This is a genomic window from Pseudofrankia saprophytica, assembly GCF_000235425.2.
Lineage (GTDB): Bacteria > Actinomycetota > Actinomycetes > Frankiales > Frankiaceae > Pseudofrankia > Pseudofrankia saprophytica.
This window is the reverse complement of the sequence record NZ_KI912266.1, coordinates 108,514-126,001: the sequence shown is the minus strand read 5'-3', so window position 1 is coordinate 126,001 and position 17,488 is coordinate 108,514. Positions and strand designations below refer to the sequence as shown.

The following is a 17,488-nucleotide window of genomic DNA, read 5'->3' as shown; positions in this document are numbered from 1 at the left end:
GTCGGTGGTCCGTGGCTCCAGATTCACCGGCCCGTGACGATCTTGTGCTGATGGTCGCTCACTCCGGTCACTCATCGATCGATGTCCGTGTTCGACCGCCCTCGCCCGGGATCCGGGCGAGGGAGGGAGGCTGGTTCCCGTGCTCTACCTCGCCGAGCAGATCCTGGCGTTCATGCTGGTGGCGCTGGTTCTCGGTGCCGCGCTGGCATGGGTCTTCCTGATCGGGCCGATCCGGCGGCAGCGGCCGGCGCTCGCCGGCATGGGTGCCGCCGCGGCGATGCCCGCCTCCGGCCGGCCGCGTGGCCCGGCGGTGCTGGCCGCGACCACCAACGTGTCGGTTCTTGGCGGAACCGGACGCGGACGGGCGGCGGGCCCGGAGGCGGACCGGGCCATCCACGAGCCCGTGCGGGACCTGACCGCCGAGAGCGACACCACCCAAGCCGAGATCGCGGAAGCTGAGATCATGGAAACCGAGATCACGGAAGACGGGATCGCGCAGGGCGACACCGCCCGGGCCGGGATCACGGAGGACGAGATCGCCCGGACCGGGATCGCGCAGGCCGGGACCGCGGAAGACGAGATCACGCAGGTCCAGACGGCCGAGGCCGAGGTGGCCGAGGTGGCCGAGGGTGACACCGCCCAGGACGCCGCCATCGGCGATGCCGGGACGGACGCCGAGTTCGCGGCGCTCGACCAGGACAGGATCGCGGCCCTGACCGAACGGCTGCGCCGGCAGGAGGAACGCAGCTCGGTCGAGAACGCGGATCTCGCGTCCCGCCTGGCGGCGGCGGAGCTGTGGGCCACCGCCTCGGAGAGCCGGGTGAGCGCGGCCGAGCGGCGGGCGGCGAACGCGGCCGAGCAGGTCAACGCGACGCAGGCACGGATCGCCCAGATCGAGGCGGAGCTGCGCCGCGAGGGCGACGGGCGGGATGGCCAGGCCGCCCACCTGCGGACCGCGCTCGCCGAGGCGGAGACCCGGGCGGCCAGCTTCTCCGCGCGGCTCGCGACCGTGCGGACCGAGGCCGAGGAGGCCGCCCACCAGACCGCCGCGCTGACCGAGCGGCTGGAGGTCCGCCAGGCGGAGTGGGCCGCCGAACGCGCCGGGCTGCTCCGCAGGATCGCCGAGGTCGAGGCGCTCGCCGCCACCTGGGCGACCAGCGCCGCGACCACCCGGGCGACCGAGGCCCCCACGGTCCCCACGACCAGGGCTCCCGCGACCGAGGCCCCGCGGGACACGGCTGACGGGCTGGACGTCCCGATCGGCGTGGCTAGCGTGGTTGGCATGGCGAGCGTGGTTGGCATGGATGGCGCGGACGGCGACGCACCGGCCACCGGCGAGCCCCGCCGCGAGACGGCGGCCCCCGCGTCCCCTGGGGCTCCCGCGGCCGGCGCCCCGGTGGCCGCGCCCCTGGCCCCGGCCGCTCAGGCGGCGAAGGTGCCGCCGGCCAACGCCGGTGCGCGGCCGAAGCCCAGGACGGCGGCGGAGACGTTCCCGTCCTGGGGCGGCCTCGCGGAGCCGGTGGCCTCGGCGGACAACCTCAAGGAGATCGTCGGCATCGGCCAGGTGATCGAGGCGCGGCTGCGCGGGCTCGGCGTCACCTCGTTCCGTCAGCTCGCGACCATGGGCGACACCGACGTCGAGCGCCTCGTGGCGCTGCTGGAGGGGTTCGGGACCCGGATCGTCTCCGACGACTGGGTCGGCCAGGCCCGCGAGCTGGAGGCCCGCTACCACGGCGGACTGTAGGTCTCCGGCGGCTACAGCTCGGAGATCAGGCCCTCGATCTCCGCGTCGAGGATGCGCCGGTCGGTCACGTCCACGTACAGCCAGAGGTGGCCGCGGTAGCCGTCCGGGCTGACCAGGGGCAGGTGGCTGCGTTCGAAGACCCGGCCGTCGGCGAACATCACCGTCTCGCGGCGCAGGGTGCGCCGGCGCCGCAGCAGCGTGTCGAGGCGGTCGGCGAAGCCGGCCGGGTCGTCGACGAGGCCGGTACGCGGACGCAGCAGCAGGCGGCAGTCGGTGCCGACGAGGTCGACCGGCGCCTCGGCGAGGTCGAACAGGTCGCAGTACGCCTGGTTGACCCCGACGACCTGGCTGTGCGCGTCGGCGAGCAGCACCGCGGCCGGCAGCTCGGCGAGCAGGCTGGTGAGCCAGCGTTCCCGGTCGCGGCAGGCCGCCTCCGCGCGGGTCAGCTCCCCATAGAGGCATCCACACTCCGCCGGCGGTAGCCGGTCGGGCTGGCCGCGCCCGCTGTCGCCCATGCCGGAGCCGCGCCCGCCGCCCTGCCCGGAACCGTTGCCGCCGGTGTGGCCCTGGCCGTCGCCGCCGGCCGGGCCGCGGCCCTGGCCGCCCGCCTGGGCGTGCGCCCGGGCGTGCTGGCGGCTGTCGTGCGGGTGCGGATGGGCCGCCGCCGGATCCCGGTCCTGGACGTCGTGCCTGCCGGCGTCCCGGCCGTGCAGCGCGATGGCGGCGCGCCACTCGCCCCCCAGCGTCGGCGCGGTCCTCGTCTCCGTGTTGCCCGGCCAGGTGTCCCCGCCATCGGGCGCGGCGGCGCGGCGGCGGTTGCCGTCCCAGGCGAGATGGTCACGTCGGGAGCGGCCCGGGCCACGTTCGTCGAACGGGGCGTTCAGGCCGGCTGCCCCCACGTCGTCCCGGCCGGTCAGGTTCATTGCCTCGTCCCACCAGCTGCCCGCGGTCTCGCCAACCTCGCCGTCGCCGCCGTCCTCGGCCTCCCAGGCGGGCAGGTCGTCGCCGCTCCAGGGCGCCACGTCGTCCCGACCCTCGGATTCCGGCGTGCCGCGACCGGCCGCGGTCACCCACGGTGGCTCCTGCCCGGTCCGTGGCCGTGGCACCGGGACCGGGATCGTCGCGCGGCCGTCGTCCTCGCGGGTACGGCCCTGGTCGTCGGCACCGTCCCTCTCCGGCGTATCCCGGCCCGGCGCGTCGTGAGGCCCCGTGGCCGTCTCCCTCGTGGTCGTCTCCTTCGCCGTCGCCTGCTCCGCCGGGACCGGCCCGGGCGGAGCCGCGAGCGGCGGTGGCAGGGGCGTGGGCGCCGCGCCGGCACCGTGGCGGGGAGTCGGCAGCGAGGCCGGCAGCGGGGGGAGCGGGGTGAGCGTCCCGATGAAGCGCGGGACGCCTCCCTCGACTCCCGTCGGTACCGCCTGCAGGATGGCCGCCCGGTGCAGTCCGTCGGGGCGCAGCAGCCGTAGCCGGACCCACAGCCCGTCGCCGCCCGACCGGGCCCGTCCCCACTGGTTGGTCACGACCAGCAGGTCGTGCGGGTGGATCGCGCGCTCCCAGCCCCAGCCCATGGCCTCGTCGGGCTCGACGCCGGTCAGCTCGCTCCATCGTGGGTTGACGAAGACGTGCCGGCCGACCGCGTCGGTGGCGAAGACCGGCAGTGGGCAGCTCATCGCCATCCGGCGGAACAGGTCCCACCCGGCGGTCTCGGCACCGTCGTTCGCGCCGCCAGCGTCGTTCGCGGCGGCGGCGTCGTGTTCGCCGGCGACGGCGTTCGTGCCGTCGCCGTGCCGGCCATGGGGAGCGCGGCTGAGGGGGGCGTCGGTGGTGACGTCGCGGTCATCAGTGCCTTCGCCGGCCGCACTGTGGGACGCCTCGCCGAGCGCCGCTTCGCCGAGGCTGCCCTCGGCGCCCCACTCGTCGGACTGGTCGGGCATGGGAACGCCCACAGTTGACACCCCCGGGAGGCATGCCACGGCGGTCCGACAAGGCGGTGGACGTGGGGGGAAGGTCCGTCGCCGAACGGCTCGTGACTGAGCGAACGTGGAAGGTTGCTAAGCGTCGCCAGGTTAGCGCGCGCCGGGTGAAGGTGCCATCAGGTACATGGCTGTGGCCTGTCGCCGTTGACGGGTCCGGTCGCCCGGTACCGGGTTGTCCGGATTGGCTTCCTTCGTGACTCGCCGGCTGCCTCGACGCGGCGGGTCCGAGGCGGCGATGTGGCGGGAGCCGCGAGCTGTGAGCCGGAACCGCCGTGATCTGGGGCATCGACCCGGACCGCCCGACCTGCGCCGGTCGCGTCGACCCGGACCCGTGCCGAGGGTCGGCGATCCGTCGGGCCGATGAACATCACCTCTCGTCATCGCCCTCGTTGCTCAAGTGATGACGTTCTCACGGAAAGCGCCAAGCCGAACATACCCCGCCACCACGAGCCGACGGGGATTGTGCGAATGTTGGTTCCGTGCGCCCCCTTCATCAGGGGTTGCCGGGATGTGGCGACGTTCCTACCCTTCGTAGCGATTGCCCGCTGACGCGAGGTGGTGACACGTGCGCCTGGACGAGGAGCGGCGGACTCTCGTGGCGGCTGTACGTGGTGGCCCCCTGGGCGGGGGCCCTCTGGGCGGTGGCTCCCTGAACGGCGGCCTGACGGGCGGTCCGGGGCCGGGCGGCTGGCTCGACGCGAGCTCTCTCGTGGAGGCGGAGGTCCGGGAGCTGGTCCGGCGGCGTTCGCTGGACCCGGTGCGGGAGCCGATGGCCGTGCGCCGCCTGGTCGACGACGTCCTGACCGACTATGAGGACCGGGTCCTCACCAGCGACCTGCCGGCCGTCGCGGACCGAGAGCTGACCGCGCGGCTCGTCTACGACGCCGTGGCCGGCTTCGGCCCGCTGCAGCGCCACCTCGACGACCCCACCGTCGAGGAGATCTGGATCAACGAGCCGGGCCGGGTGTTCATCGCCCGCCACGGCCGCAGCGAGCTCACCAACACGATCCTCACCGCCGACCAGGTGCAGGACCTCGTCGAGCGGATGCTCAAGTCGTCGGGGCGGCGGGTGGACCTGTCGACGCCGTTCGTGGACGCGATGCTGCCGGACGGCTCGCGGCTGCACGTCGTCATCCCGGACGTGACCCGCCAGCACTGGTCGGTCAACATCCGCAAGTTCATCCTCTCGGCGTCGAGCCTTGACGAGCTGGTCGCGATGGGCACACTCCCGCCGGCCGCCGCCGCGTTCCTCGAGGCCGCCGTCGTCGCCGGCCTCAACATCATCGTCGCCGGCGGCACCCAGGCGGGGAAGACGACGATGCTCAACTGCCTGGGCTCGGCGATCCCGGCCAGGGAGCGGGTGATCAGCTGCGAGGAGGTCTTCGAACTGCGGCTGCGCTCGCCGGACTGGGTGGCGATGCAGACCCGGCAGGCGAACCTGGAGGGCAGCGGAGAGATCCGGCTGCGGCGGCTGATCAAGGAGGCGCTGCGGATGCGCCCCGACCGGCTGCTGGTCGGCGAGGTCCGCCAGGAGGAGGCGCTGGACCTGCTGATCGCGCTGAACTCCGGCCTGCCCGGGATGTGCAGCCTGCACGCGAACTCCGCCCGCGAGGCGGTCACGAAGTTGTGCACGCTGCCGCTGCTGGCCGGTGAGAACGTCAGCCACAACTTCGTGGTGCCGACCGTGGCCGCCAGCGTCGACATCGTCGTCCACCTGGCCAAGGACGCGCACGGGCGGCGACGCGCCACCGAGATCGTCGCCCTGCCGGGCCGCGCCGAGGGCGACGTCGTCGAGGTCGCGCAGATCTTCCGCGCCTACGGCGACACGCTGGTGCGCGCCGAGGGCTACCCGCCGCACCCGGAGCGGTTCGCCCGCGCCGGCTACGACCTCGCCGCGGTGCTCGCCCCGCCGGAGCGCGGCGGCTGGCCCGAGATCGCGGTCGACCGATGATCCGCCGGCGGAGCCAGACTCGCCGGCGGAGCCAGATACGCCAGCGGACCCAGCGGACGGCCACGGGGGTGGGCTGATGGGAATCTTCGTCGGGCTGTTGTTCGGCCTCGGGCTCTTCCTGATCGTCGGCCCGCGCCGGCAGCGGTCACGGGAGGCGAGCCCCGAGGCGAACTGGCACCGGTCCACCGCCGAGTTGCTCGCCCAGGCCGGGGTGCGAGGGCTGAGCCCCAGCCAGTTCGTCGCCGTGAGCGTGGTCGTCGGCGTGGTCGTCGGCTTCATCATCTTCGCCTTCACGTCGACCGTCTCGCTCGCCGCGGCGTTCTTCGTGTTCGCCGCGTTCCTGCCGCGCACGCTGGTGGTTCGCCGCCGCCGATCCCGGATGCACGACCTTCGGGCGATGTGGCCGGACGTCGTCGACAACCTCGCCAGCGCCGTGCGCGCCGGGATGTCGCTGCCGGAGGGACTCGCCGCGGTCGGTCAGCGCGGGCCGGCGCCGCTGCGCGGGGCGTTCACCCGGTTTGGCGAGGAGTACCGGGCGACCGGCTCGTTCAGCACCTGCCTGGACCGGCTCTCCGACGAGCTCGCCGATCCGGTGGCCGACCGGATCATCGAGTCGCTGCGGCTGGCCAGGGAGGTCGGCGGTACGGATCTCGGCCGGCTGCTGCGCACGCTGTCCACCTTCCTGCGCGAGGACGCCCGCACCCGCGCCGAGCTGGAGACGCGGCAGGGCTGGACGGTCAACGCGGCTCGGCTCGCCCTCGCGGCGCCCTGGGTGGTGCTGCTGCTGCTCGCCACCCGTGGCCAGAACGTGTCCGCCTACGACAGCCCGACGGGGGTCGGGGTGCTCGTCGGCGGCGGGGTCGTCTCGCTGCTCGCCTACCTGCTCATGAAACGGATCGGCCGGCTGCCGGAGGAGGGACGGGTGCTGCGACCGTGACCGAGGCGACCGTGCTCCAGACAGTCATGACCCAGACAGTCATGACCCAGGCAAACATGATCCAGAAAGCCGGGAACGAGGGGACGGGTCAGCGATGAGCCTCGCCGCCACCGGAGCGTTGTTGGGACTGTTCACCGGCGCCGGCCTGGTGATCATTGCTGTGCGCTCGCCGCGGGCGCGCCGGATCCGCTATGCCGATCGGGTCGAGCCCTACCTGCGCGACACCCCGGCGCCGTCCCGGCTGCTCGACGAGCGGACCGCCCGCGAGCTTCGCCGGGCCGGGCGCGCGGCACCCACTCCACTCGCCGCGGTCGAGGCGCTGGCCCGGCCGTTCCTCACGGACGCGGCCCGCCGGCTCGACCGGTTCCTCGGCGGCAGGGCGGGCCTCGCGCGCCGGCTGACCCAGGCCGGTGGCCGCACGTCCGTTGAGGAGTTCCGCGCCCAGCAGGTGATCTGGGCGGTGGTCGGCGGCCTCGTCGGGGCGCTGCTGCTGGTTCTGCGCGCGACCGCCGGGATCGGGCCGCCACCCGCCGTCGGCGTCGCGCTGATCGTCGCCGGGGTCGCGGGCGGTGTGGTCGCCAGGGAGTGGTACCTCACCCGGGCCATCCGGGAGCGTGAGGACCAGATGCTCACGGAGTTCCCGACGGTCGCCGAGCTGCTCGCGCTCGCGGTCACCGCCGGGGAGTCGCCGGTCGGCGCGCTCGAGCGGGTCGCCCGGCTGACCCGCGGCGAGCTCGGCCATGAGCTGCGGCTCGCGCTCGCCGACGCCCGCGCCGGCGCCACCCTGGTGCAGGCGCTGGAAGGAATCGCCAACCGGACCACGCTGACGTCGCTCGCGCGGTTCGTCGACGGAATGGCCGTCGCGATCGAGCGCGGCACCCCGCTGGCGGACGTGCTGCGCGCGCAGGCGGTCGACGTCCGGGAGGCCGGCCGGCGCCAGCTGCTGGAGGCCGGCGGGCGCAAGGAGATCGCGATGATGATTCCCGTCGTCTTCCTGGTGCTGCCGACGACGGTGATCTTCGCTTTCTATCCGGCGCTCGTGAGCTTCACGTTCTTCGCGCAATGACGCGCTGGTATCCGGCCGAGGTGCCTTCCTCGCGGCGATCAGGGCACAGCCTGGCGCCGTCGGAGGTCCGGTCATGGCATCGGGTGTGGTGACACCCGTGAGTCTCGCGCGATGAGGCGCGTGGGTCGCCGCCAGTGCGCGGCGGCGGCCGGGTCGCGGAGCGTCTGAGGGGTCGCTCCGTGAGTGGGGGGTCAGCGGTTAGAGGGGGTCGAGGGGGCCAGGGGTTCTGCTGCGAATAGGCAGGCCCGCGGCCGCGCGAGGCTTCGCCATCGTCGCGTGTCGCCGGTCAGCCGGACTGGGAGGACGAGATGGCACGGATGGCGACGACGTTGGTCGTCGGCTACTTCGCTTGGTGGGAACGGCGGCACCCGGCCGCGGCCCACCGTGGCGGGGATCGCGGCGACGTGCCGGGCTGGGTGATGGTGACGGTGATGACCGCCGCTTTGGTGGTCGCGATCGCCACCATCGCCACTCCGGCACTGCAGGACATGTTCACCGCCGCGATCAGCAAGGTCACCGGCATCGGTGGCGACGGCGGAGGCGGCGGTGCGGGCGGCTGAGTCCCCGCGCCGGCGCCGGCTGGCCGCCGTGGTCCGGGCTCCCGCCCGGGTCCGCGACGGCCAGCCGGCGGGGGCCGATGGAGATCACGAGGCGCGACAGCCCCGAACTCCGGGCCGGTCGGCCCGACACCCGGCCCACGGCCGACACCCGGCCCACGGCCGGTACCGGGCCGACGCGGGCTCGGCTGGACCGTGTCGGGTCGGCGTGCGCCGAGCCGGTGCGTGTCGGGCCGGTGCGTGTCAGGTCGGCGTGCATCGGGTCGGCGTGCGCCAGGCTGGTCCGCGCCGGGCCGACGCCGGGTCGGCGATCGTGGAATTCGTGCTGGTCAGCACCCTGCTGCTGTTCCTCTTCCTGGGGATCATCCAGGTCGGCCTGGTGCTGCACGTCCGCAACACCCTCGCCGCGAACGCCGCGGAGGGCGCGCGGCACGGCGCGAACCTCGGCGTCGACCCGGCCGACGGTGGCCCCTACGCGCAGCGACTGATCGCCGAGTCCATCCCAGGCCGGTCCGACACGGCCTGCACGGGCGCCCAGATCGACGGTCCGGGCGACGTGCCGCTGGTCCAGGTGACCTGCGAGGTCCGCGTTCCCCTCAGCCTGCTCCCGTTCGGGGGCGGCGTGACCGTGCACGTCACCGGCCACGCGGTGAAGGAGACCCCATGACGACGACGCCGGATCCGCAGAGGCCGGCCGCTCTCCCGCGGACACCATCCCCGTCGTCCCCGTCGTCATCCCCGTCGTCGTCGCATGCGCCGCCTGGTGCCGCTTCAGCCAAGGTCGGCCCGGCCACGCCGCCGCGCCGTGAACTTGATCAGCGGATCTGTACCCGGATCCGAACCAGCGAGGGCTCGGAGTTCGGATCCGGATACAGTCCTGGCGATCTTCGAGGCGCGGGCTGGGTGAACGTCGCCGTGGACGGCACGGGGGCGTCGGCGCGGGCTTTGTCGCCGGTGGTAGCGCCTGTGGCGACGGCGCGCCCTGTCGAGGCGCGGAAGCCCGGCGCAGAGAGATTCCGCCGGTGGCGGGCGGATTTGGCTCTCCGCACGCGTCCGCGTCCGGTTGGCCTGGCGGGTCGTGGTGCCCGGGATGGGCGCGACGAGCGGGCACGGCGGCCGGACGCCGGTTCGGCGATGATCGAGTTCGTCGGGCTCTCGGTGGTGCTGCTGATCCCGTTCGTCTACTTCTTCCTCGCGCTGTTCTCCGTGCAGCGTTCGGCGTTCGCGGTCACGCAGGCGGCGAGGGAGGCGGGCCGGGCCTACTCGACGGCCGCCAACGAGGAAGAGGGCCTGACCCGCGCACGGCTCGCCGCCCAGCTCGCCTTTCAGGACCAGGGAATCGACACCGCTCCCGAGCTTCGGTTCGCGCCTCAGGGCGCCAACTGCGGGGCGTCCGACCCCGGCGACGGTGCCGAGACCCTGCAACCGGGCGCAGTCTTCGTCGTCTGCGTCCGCACCGTCGCCCCACTCCCCGGAGTCAGCGTCCTCGGCTCCGGCCTCGCCGACGTCACGCTCAACGGAGCGTTCACCGTCGTCATCGACCAGTACCGCGCGGACCGGTCCGGCACCGACACCGAGCCCTAGCGGGAGAACGGCGCGACCTCTGGTCGGCCGGTGCCAAAAACCTCACCAGATCATGGTCTGGTTCATGATCTGGTGGGATTTTCGGAGTCGGAACTCCGAAAATCCCACCAGATCACCGTGGGCCTCGCGCGTTGCCGGTCGTCGGCGACTTTTCATCGCTCCCGTGCGGCTGGTCCAGCCCGGCCCGGACCCCGATGGGGTTGTACCGGTTCCATATGTGCCCGTTATCGGGCGGTATGGGTCGGACCCCTCTCGGCGCCAGCCCCGGGTACAGAATGGCCCCGACCGATGCCGGGGCCGTTCTGCCATGTGCGCTTAGCGGTCATGCGCGCTTAGCTGCCATGTCCGCTTTAGCTGCTATGTCCGCTCAGCTGGTCTCGCAGGCCACGCCGTCGTCATCCCGGTCCAGAGCGCTCCGGTATCCCGGATCGCCTCGATGTAGGGGTGCGGCGCCGGCGGCACGAGCCTCGGAGCAGTTCGCGTAGTACACGCTGGCGGGTTGCGCGGGGGCCTGCTGAGGTGGCGGGGCCTGCTGCTGGGGCGGCGGGGCCTGCTGCTGGGGCGGGGCAGCGGCCTGTGCCGGTTCGGTACGTGCTGGTTGCGTGGCCGCGGGTACTGCCGGCTGGGTCGTCCTTTGCGCCGGCGCGGCGGCTGATGTCGTTGCCGGTGCCAGGAGCCCCGCCGCTGGTGTGGTCGCAGCCACCTGCGTGGCAACCGGTGCTGGTGTTGACGGCGTCGGCTCGGCAGTAGAGAACGTCGCCGTCGGGGTTGCCGTCTGAATGTCCGCGGCTGTGGCCTTCTTGTCCGACTTCGGCAGTACGAGACCGAGGATCAGGAAGAACAGAAACAGTCCGCCCATGATGGCTGCTGTGATCTTTGCGATTCGCCGCCAGTTTCGCTGTGGCTGCGGCTGTGGCGGATACGGTCCCCCGTAGGTCATCTCCAACCCCCCTGTTGGTGAGGCAGGCAGCGTATGGGGGGCCGCAGGGCGAGCCGACGGGAGGTCGTGACTCGTCATTTACAACCGTTCTGGCGCGCTGGTCCGTAGGTTCGCGGTTGTTCCGTGTGTTCATCGATTGATCTGTCTTGCTTGGTTTGGCTGGAGCGGGTCGTCGAGCATGGGGACGTGCGCGAAGTACCAGATTCTGGGCAAACTGCAGATCGCCGGCCCGGTCGATGACCATCGGCACTCATTTAGGCTCTTTGTGCCCTTTATTCGCCATCGTGCCGCGACGACGACGCGGAAGGCGAGCCGATCTCCGCCAGCAGCCGGATTGCGGGCTGAGATCAAGGGAGGTGCCGCTGGTCTGCGGCGGACCGCTCAAGCGGTGAACCGTCAGCGCGCGGTCGTCATCGACCGGCGCCGAGCGGACCGGTCTGATATCCAGCCCAGGCTGGGCTTTCGCCACTCAGCGGATCGCGCCGGATCACCACGCGATGGGGAGCTGTTCGGGGTAGCGCCAGATGGAACCTGTATGCCAGGGGATCTCGTCGGGGGGCACCGCCAGGCGCAGGTCCGGGAAGCGGGCGAGCAGGGTTTCGAAGGCGATACGCAGCTCCATCCGGGCGAGGCCGGCGCCGACGCAGTAGTGGATGCCGTGGCCGAAGGTCATGTGCGGCCCGTGCCGACGTTCGAGGTCCAGCTCGTCCGGGTTCGGGAACATCCGGGGGTCGCGGTTGGCGGCAAGGTAGGAGACGTGGACGGCGTCGCCCGCGTGGATGGTCACGCCGCCGAGCTCTACGTCCTCGGTGGCGACCCGGGCGATGCCAACGCCCTGACGGAACGGGATGAACCGCAGCAGCTCTTCCAGCGCCGGCTCCAGGAGATCGGGGCGTGACCTCAGCAGCGCCAGCTGCTCGGGGTGGGTGAGCAGCGTGTAGAGGATGTTGCCGAGCTGGTATGTGCTCGTGTCATGGCCAGCGATCGTGAGGGTCATCGCCAGCATCGCCAGCTCGGTGAGGCCTAGGGGCTCGCCGCCGCCACCATCGCGAGCAATGGCGAGCGCGCTGACCAGGTCGTCGCCCGGCCGCTCGCGGCGGCCGGCGGCGAGATCGACGAAGTACGCGCGCAGGCTGGCCTTCGCGTCCCGCGTCGACTGAGCCCCCCGGTCGGTGGACATGAGCGCGACCACCAGCCGCCGGATCCGTGGCCGGTCGGCTTCGGGAATGGCGAAGACCTCGCAGGTGGCGGCGAGCGGCAGCCTGGTCGCGAACAGCCGGGTGAAGTCGGCGGGAGTCCCATGGGCGGCCAGGCCGTCAGCGAGCCGGTCCACGATCGCGTGGATTCTCGGGGCCATGCGTTCGAGCTGGGTCGCGGTGAACGCCTGGGCGGCCAGCCGGCGCAACCGCGTGTGCGCCGGCGGGTCCATCAGGTTGATCGCGTCGGTCTGAGCGATGGGCTCGGGCGTCATCCTGGGAAGGTCGCGGCCGATTCCGGCGGCGCGGCTGAACCGCTGGTCGCTCACGACGGTACGCACGTCGTCGTACCGCGTCACCAGCCAGGCCCAGCCCTGGCCGTGGGGCATGGTGATGCGCGCGATGGGCGCCTCCTCACGCAGCCGCCGCAACAACGGGTCGAACTCCAGCGCGGTCGCATGGTCGAACGGGCAGTGCACGATCCGCCGCTCTGTTTCCTGCCTGACTGTTCCTTGCCTGGCTCCCGTCGCTCTCCTGGTCTCGATCGTCATGACATCCCGCTCTCCGCGGTCGCGATTCGGGGCGACTGGGACGGCTGGGGGGAAGGCTGACCCGTGGGGACCGCCCAGGTGCCGACGCAGCTTTCGGCCGTGATGCCAGGACCGAAACCGGCGATCACCCCGGCGGCGCCGTGTTCGAGCGTGTTTTCCTCGAACATGCGGCGGAGAGCGTCGAATACTACGGCGCTCGCGATGTTGCCGTAGTCGGTGAGGGTCGCCCGACTGTAGCGAAAGGACTCCGTGTCCACTCCCAGGATGTCGCTCAGATCGTCCAGAATGCGGGGACCGCCGGCGTGGATGATGTAGAAGTCGAGAGCGGCGGCATCCCAGCCGTGGCTGTCCGCGAGTGTGCGCAGCGCCGGCGCGAGCATCGCCATCGTCGTCGGGACTCGTTTGTCCAGCCGGAAATGGAAACCGGTTGCCTTGACCGCGTAGGAGATCCAGTGCTCCGTATCCGGCACGAGGTAGGAGCCGTTGCGTTCGAGCCGCACGCCGTACCCGCCGCGTCCACGAACGACGGCGGCGGCCACCGCGTCGCCGAACAGCCCATTGGACAGGAGCGAGCCCACGTCGCTGTCGGACGGCTGGTAGAGCAGTGAACAGAACTCGCAGGCGACGATGAGCACGTTCGTCCCTGGGTAGGCATTGCAGAAGTCGGCCGCCCGGTTGATCGCGGCGCCGCCCGCAGCGCAGCCGAGCTGGGCGATCGGAATCTGCCTGGTGTCGTTCCGGAATCCCAGATTATTGATCATCCATGCCGTCATCGACGGCATGAGGAAACCGGTGCAGGAGACGAAGATGATGGCGTCGATGTCCTGGGCGCCCAGGTCCCCGGCCGCGGCGAGCGCGGCGAGCGTGACTTCCGGTACTCGCCGCCTGGCTTCCTCCTCGTAGACGAGGTTGCGTACCTCGACTCCGGGATGGCGCAGTGTCTGGTCCAGCGGGCGCACCAGGTGGCGCTTATGCACGCCGGTGTTCTCAATGAGCTGGAGAACGAGATCTAGTTTCGGATGGTCTGCATGCAGCTGACGCGCCAGGTCCAGCGTCTCGCCCATCGTGATGGTATGTTCCGGCACCATTACGGCCGGACGGCAGAGAATCGGCATACGACGGGCGCCTCCTCCGGCTATCCCGGTCGTCCCCGGGGGCGAACGTCCCGGGACTAACGACCCGGAACCCCGCGGCGAGGTCGGCTTGCTCGGCGACCGGGCCAGCTAATAGCCAATACAGCCTGCCCCAGCCTGGACTCCCAAAACGGCGGCCACCTGACCGGCATGCGAACACGCGTCGTCACGCAACATCGAACGTGCGCCCGGCATTGAGAAGAGATAATTCGCGTGAGCGCGTCCGGTTGAAGGTTTGGCGGCGGTGAATGGCGCATTTTTGCGATGGCCGATCCGTCCTGACGGTGGCCGATCTGTGCTGGCTGTGACCGGACCGTCCTTTCGGTGATCGCCGCGATGGGCGACCATGCAGGTTCCGGCGTGCCTGCGATGTGACGGGTCGGTGCTGCTGATGCCATGTTTCATGATCTGGTGGGATTTTGGGAGCTGGGGCTCCGAGGATCCCGCCAGATCATGAACGGTTCGCGGGTTTGGGTCCTCGCGCGTTTCGGGGCCCTTGCGTGGCGGGGTCATCGCGGGCGAGGCAGAGTGTGTTCGAGGCCCTTGCGTGTGCGGGGCCCTTACGTGTTCGAGGTCAGGGTGCCCGGTGCGGCGCGGGCATCTGGCCGGGCGGCCTCGAGCCAGCGTGGCGGGAACCTGCGCGGCGGGAACCTGCGCGGCGGGAACCTGCGCGATGGGACATCGCCCGGCGGGACCCGCCGGGGCCTCGGGCGGCCCCTACGGCTTGCGGAACGGGGACCTGACGGCGCGCCCTAGGGCGGGGAGCTGGGCGGCGACGCCCTTGGCGGCGGTGGCCGCGCGCGCGGCCACCGACGGCCCCGGAGCCTCCACGGCCGTCAGGCCGAGCTCGATGTAGGCGGCGGCCGCGATGTCAGCGAGAGCGTGGCGTTCGCCGAGGGTGGCACCGACGACGCCGACCGCGGGGAGGTTGCCGAGCGCGCGATGCCATAGGCGTCCCTCGGCGCGCTGGCCGGAGAGACTGTGGATCGTCCACAGCTCGCGAGCCGCGCGGTAGACGGCCACTGGGATCTGCCGCGCGACCAGTCGCCAGGTCGCCGACTCCTCGTCCGCGTCCCGGGGGTCCACGGTCCCGCCCGCGACCGCGCTCGTACCTGTGGTCGCGCTCGTGCCCGCGTCCGCGCTCGTGCCTGTAGCCGCCTCGGGACTCGGAGCGGCCTCGGTGGCGTCGAGGGCGCCGCCGGCGGCTGGGCCGCCACCGCCCGCGCCGCCGCCGTCAGACCGGGCGTCGTCGTCAGTGACGTCAGCGACCTCAGCGGTGGCCGCGTCGTCGGTGGCGGTGGCGGTGGCCGCGTCGTCGGTGGCGACAGTGCTGTGGGCCGGGTCGGGCACCGGCGGTGTCCAACCGGCGGGCAGGTCCTCGCGCAGCATCAGGGCGGCGACGAGCCGGACCTGCTCACCCTCGTCCGTCACGCCGCACAGCTGCGCGAGCGACAGAACCAGCAGCCCCTGCACGGTGCCGGCGAGCACCTCGCGGATCGGCTGCGTGAACCGGCCGCCGACCCCGGGCAACGCGGCCAGCGGAACGAGTTCGTTGCGCCAGTGCCGCACGATCCGGTCAGCCTGGGCTCGCCGGCCGCCGTCTTCCCCGTCGTCGGCGGTGGTCACGCTGACGGCCGTCGCCGCCACCGGGCGGGCCACCCGTACGAAGCGCAGTAGCGTGTCGGCCTCGCGCCTGCGCACGGTGTCTCCCATCCCGGCCGCGAGGCGGCCTTGGCCGTCTGGCCGATGGCGGCACCGCCGGGCCGGCCGCCCGTGCGCTTGCCTGCCTGTGTCCGATTCCTGGCGAGTCCTGAACCTACGTCCAGAGAACCACATCGCTGTTGGCGTCCAAAGAACGGGAACCGGCGACATTGTCGGTTGGGCAAGTAGCTGACCTCGTGGGAGGTCGACCCGCGCGGAGTGCTCGCCGCCAGAGGTGTCAGGCCGCGCCGCTGACGGGCCGCGCCGCTGACGGGCCGCGCCGCCGTCTGGCCGCGCCGCTGCACGGCCACGCCGCCCGACCGGTCGGAAGCACCGGTAACCAGCGCTGACCGGTAGCGAGGTCGTTGGCCGTGAGGAGGTGTGGCGCGGATTCGATGATGGATGTGGCGTGTTGGTTGGGCGGGTTGTCCCTGACTGGGCGCCGTACGTGACAATGGACGGGTGACAGGGGTTCGCGCCGTTGTGTCCACGTGGATGCGAGTTCGCCCATCGGTGCGCCGTTCGGGTGGGCGGGCCGATGCCGGGTCGATCATGATGCTGACGCTGGGTTACGTGATGATCGCGGCGATGCTGGCCATCGTGGTAACCGACGTCTCCGCGGTGTACCTGGCCCGCCGTTCGGTCGCGTCGGCGGCCGATGGGGCGGCCTTGGCCGCGGCGCAGCGGATCGACGAGAACGCCGTCTACACGACCACTGGGCAGCTCGACCGGTTGCCGCTGTCGGACGTGCTGACGACGGTCGCCGACTACCAGGACCGCGCCGACCCCAGCGGGGCGACCGTACTGACCGGGTCGCTCCTCGACGAGGACACCGTCGAGGTCCAGGGCAGCCGGGTCGTCGACCTGCCTCTCGTCGGCTTCCTCGGCATCGGCCCGGTCACGGTCCACGCGGCGGCGGATGCCCAGACCATCGTGCGCCAGCAGCAAGTGGAGCCCTGACAGTCCTGACAGCCCTGGTAGCCCCGCCGGGCGGGAGGGAAGTCCTCAGACCCAGGCCGCGGTCGCGGCGACCAGGTCGTCCAGGGCGTGGCCGGTGTGCGTCTCGGCGAGGTTCGAGACGTCGCGGACCAGGCGGGCGACCCATTCGGCGGGCCGGTCCGCGGCCAGCGCCACGGCCGCCGCCGCGTGCTCGGCCGCCTCGAAGTGGTCCGGCCGGTCACCGCTGACCGCCGCCCGTGCCTGCGCCATCAGGACGGACACGATCATACCGGTCTGGCCGCTGTCCTTGATCAGCGCGTACGCCTTCTCCAGGTACGGTCGGGCCTCCTCGGCCGCGCCCACCGTGGTGAGCGCCTCGGCCGAGGCGAGTGCCAGGTCGGCGGGGGAGTAGGTCTCCAGCGCGAAGCCCGGCCGGCCGTAGGCGTTGTCGTCGAGCAGCTCCATCGTGCGCCAGGCACGGGCGACCGCGTCGCGGACGCCGGCCAGGTCGCCCGCCGCGGCGTAGGCGCCGGCGACGACCTTGCCGGCGATCATCGCGCGGGCGGGGCTGTGCCCGGCGATCCGGGCGGCGGCGCCGGCGATCTGCAGGGAGACCGCTGGGCTGTGCTGGCGCACCAGCCGGGCCCGCAGCGCGAGCGCCCGCGCCGCGAGCGGGCCGTCGCCGGCCGCCCGGGCGAGGCTCGCGGCCCGGTCGGAACGGGCGGCGGCGTCGGAATGCAGACCTCGGTCATAGTCGGTGCCCGCGGAGACCACCGTGACGGCGGCGTGCAGCCGCATCCAGTCGAGAGCGTCCCGCCCGCGCAGCCGGCGCTGGCGCGGAATGGTGCGGGTGGTGTTCTCCAGCGGGCGCATCGAGGACGCGGTGCTGGTCAGGTCGGACGTCTCGTAGCCGTCGATCGCCTGGATGAGGGCGGCGGAACAGGCCTGGTGCAGATCGGTCGTGCTGCGCAACGGTTCAAGGTTGGGCTGGTGGTCGAAGCTCACCGCGACCACCGCCGAGGCCCTGAACGCGCGTAGCAGGAGACGTCTGTCGAGGACGTACGGCACGGCGACGACCTCCGTGATCCGCTTCCGGCCGGTACTGGCTGTGGGCCGGTGGCCGTGCGCGGCTCCGCCATGGTCACCGCGGGGGTTCCCGCCGACTGGGCGCCAGCAGATCGCCGGGGGGGCGCTTCGGCGGCGTCGGGACCGCTGC

The 17,488-nt window shown here is 72.4% G+C and carries 14 protein-coding genes; 8 read left to right on the top strand and 6 right to left on the bottom strand.

The features are described 5' to 3' along the window. Positions 1-139 precede the first annotated feature (139 nt). Positions 140-1,744 carry a hypothetical protein gene (locus FRCN3DRAFT_RS49050; protein WP_007512803.1) on the top strand — a complete coding sequence of 535 codons (1,605 nt, stop codon included), beginning with the start codon at positions 140-142 and terminating at the stop codon, positions 1,742-1,744. Between the two features lie 11 nt (positions 1,745-1,755). Here FRCN3DRAFT_RS49050 and FRCN3DRAFT_RS0200545 read toward each other — a convergent pair whose 3' ends face one another. Beyond that, positions 1,756-3,687: a PAS domain-containing protein gene (locus FRCN3DRAFT_RS0200545; protein WP_007512805.1), complete on the bottom strand. Its 1,932-nt coding sequence runs from the start codon at positions 3,685-3,687 to the stop codon at positions 1,756-1,758. 595 nt (positions 3,688-4,282) lie between these two features. Here FRCN3DRAFT_RS0200545 and FRCN3DRAFT_RS0200540 point away from each other — a divergent pair. The 6 genes from FRCN3DRAFT_RS0200540 to FRCN3DRAFT_RS0200505 all read left to right on the top strand — a co-directional run bounded on the left by FRCN3DRAFT_RS0200540 (position 4,283) and on the right by FRCN3DRAFT_RS0200505 (position 9,812). Then, on the top strand, positions 4,283-5,668 hold the full coding sequence (locus FRCN3DRAFT_RS0200540) for a TadA family conjugal transfer-associated ATPase (protein WP_007512806.1): 1,386 nt from the start codon (positions 4,283-4,285) through the stop codon (positions 5,666-5,668). 76 nt (positions 5,669-5,744) lie between these two features. Further along, on the top strand, positions 5,745-6,605 hold the full coding sequence (locus FRCN3DRAFT_RS0200535; RefSeq protein WP_007512808.1) for a type II secretion system F family protein: 861 nt from the start codon (positions 5,745-5,747) through the stop codon (positions 6,603-6,605). Positions 6,606-6,699: 94 nt separating this feature from the next. Continuing rightward, a complete protein-coding gene (locus FRCN3DRAFT_RS0200525) occupies positions 6,700-7,671 on the top strand; it encodes a type II secretion system F family protein (protein WP_007512812.1) in 972 nt (323 codons plus the stop codon). Positions 7,672-7,988: 317 nt separating this feature from the next. Then, positions 7,989-8,231, top strand: a complete 243-nt coding sequence (locus FRCN3DRAFT_RS0200520) for a hypothetical protein (RefSeq protein WP_232793874.1) — start codon at positions 7,989-7,991, stop codon at positions 8,229-8,231. Positions 8,232-8,481: 250 nt separating this feature from the next. Next, positions 8,482-8,895, top strand: coding sequence for a TadE family protein (locus FRCN3DRAFT_RS0200510; protein ID WP_007512815.1), 414 nt, complete (start codon positions 8,482-8,484; stop codon positions 8,893-8,895). Positions 8,896-9,362: 467 nt separating this feature from the next. Beyond that, positions 9,363-9,812, top strand: coding sequence for a hypothetical protein (locus tag FRCN3DRAFT_RS0200505; RefSeq protein WP_007512817.1), 450 nt, complete (start codon positions 9,363-9,365; stop codon positions 9,810-9,812). A gap of 367 nt (positions 9,813-10,179) precedes the next feature. On the opposite strand, the gene FRCN3DRAFT_RS57335 is transcribed toward FRCN3DRAFT_RS0200505, so the two are convergent. From FRCN3DRAFT_RS57335 to FRCN3DRAFT_RS0200485, 4 genes are all read right to left on the bottom strand, one after another. Beyond that, positions 10,180-10,671: an excalibur calcium-binding domain-containing protein gene (locus FRCN3DRAFT_RS57335; protein WP_083401430.1), complete on the bottom strand. Its 492-nt coding sequence runs from the start codon at positions 10,669-10,671 to the stop codon at positions 10,180-10,182. 568 nt (positions 10,672-11,239) lie between these two features. Further along, the gene (locus FRCN3DRAFT_RS0200500) at positions 11,240-12,499 is read right to left on the bottom strand and encodes a cytochrome P450 (RefSeq protein WP_007512819.1); all 1,260 of its coding nucleotides are present in this window, start codon (positions 12,497-12,499) and stop codon (positions 11,240-11,242) included. Then, positions 12,496-13,563: a type III polyketide synthase gene (locus tag FRCN3DRAFT_RS0200490; protein ID WP_269799804.1), complete on the bottom strand. Its 1,068-nt coding sequence runs from the start codon at positions 13,561-13,563 to the stop codon at positions 12,496-12,498. Before FRCN3DRAFT_RS0200490 ends, FRCN3DRAFT_RS0200500 begins: the two co-directional genes overlap by 4 nt. A gap of 786 nt (positions 13,564-14,349) precedes the next feature. Continuing rightward, positions 14,350-15,333: a hypothetical protein gene (locus FRCN3DRAFT_RS0200485; protein WP_007512821.1), complete on the bottom strand. Its 984-nt coding sequence runs from the start codon at positions 15,331-15,333 to the stop codon at positions 14,350-14,352. A gap of 495 nt (positions 15,334-15,828) precedes the next feature. Here FRCN3DRAFT_RS0200485 and FRCN3DRAFT_RS0200480 point away from each other — a divergent pair, with 495 nt between their 5' ends. After that, the gene (locus tag FRCN3DRAFT_RS0200480; protein WP_051466092.1) at positions 15,829-16,293 is read left to right on the top strand and encodes a pilus assembly protein TadG-related protein; all 465 of its coding nucleotides are present in this window, start codon (positions 15,829-15,831) and stop codon (positions 16,291-16,293) included. Positions 16,294-16,338: 45 nt separating this feature from the next. On the opposite strand, the gene FRCN3DRAFT_RS0200475 is transcribed toward FRCN3DRAFT_RS0200480, so the two are convergent. After that, positions 16,339-17,340: a hypothetical protein gene (locus FRCN3DRAFT_RS0200475; RefSeq protein ID WP_007512823.1), complete on the bottom strand. Its 1,002-nt coding sequence runs from the start codon at positions 17,338-17,340 to the stop codon at positions 16,339-16,341. Positions 17,341-17,488: the final 148 nt, after the last annotated feature.

Excerpts from the sequence above, each read along its gene's own strand:
- FRCN3DRAFT_RS0200500 (WP_007512819.1), bottom strand. The coding sequence starts at position 12,499 with ATGACGATCGAGACCAGGAGAGCGACGGGAGCCAGGCAAGGAACAGTC.
- FRCN3DRAFT_RS0200535 (WP_007512808.1), top strand. The coding sequence starts at position 5,745 with ATGGGAATCTTCGTCGGGCTGTTGTTCGGCCTCGGGCTCTTCCTGATC.
- FRCN3DRAFT_RS0200490 (WP_269799804.1), bottom strand. The coding sequence starts at position 13,563 with ATGGGCGAGACGCTGGACCTGGCGCGTCAGCTGCATGCAGACCATCCG.
- FRCN3DRAFT_RS0200520 (WP_232793874.1), top strand. The coding sequence starts at position 7,989 with ATGGCGACGACGTTGGTCGTCGGCTACTTCGCTTGGTGGGAACGGCGG.
- FRCN3DRAFT_RS0200480 (WP_051466092.1), top strand. The coding sequence starts at position 15,829 with ATGCGAGTTCGCCCATCGGTGCGCCGTTCGGGTGGGCGGGCCGATGCC.
- FRCN3DRAFT_RS0200505 (WP_007512817.1), top strand. The coding sequence starts at position 9,363 with ATGATCGAGTTCGTCGGGCTCTCGGTGGTGCTGCTGATCCCGTTCGTC.
- FRCN3DRAFT_RS57335 (WP_083401430.1), bottom strand. The coding sequence starts at position 10,671 with ATGGGCGGACTGTTTCTGTTCTTCCTGATCCTCGGTCTCGTACTGCCG.
- FRCN3DRAFT_RS0200525 (WP_007512812.1), top strand. The coding sequence starts at position 6,700 with ATGAGCCTCGCCGCCACCGGAGCGTTGTTGGGACTGTTCACCGGCGCC.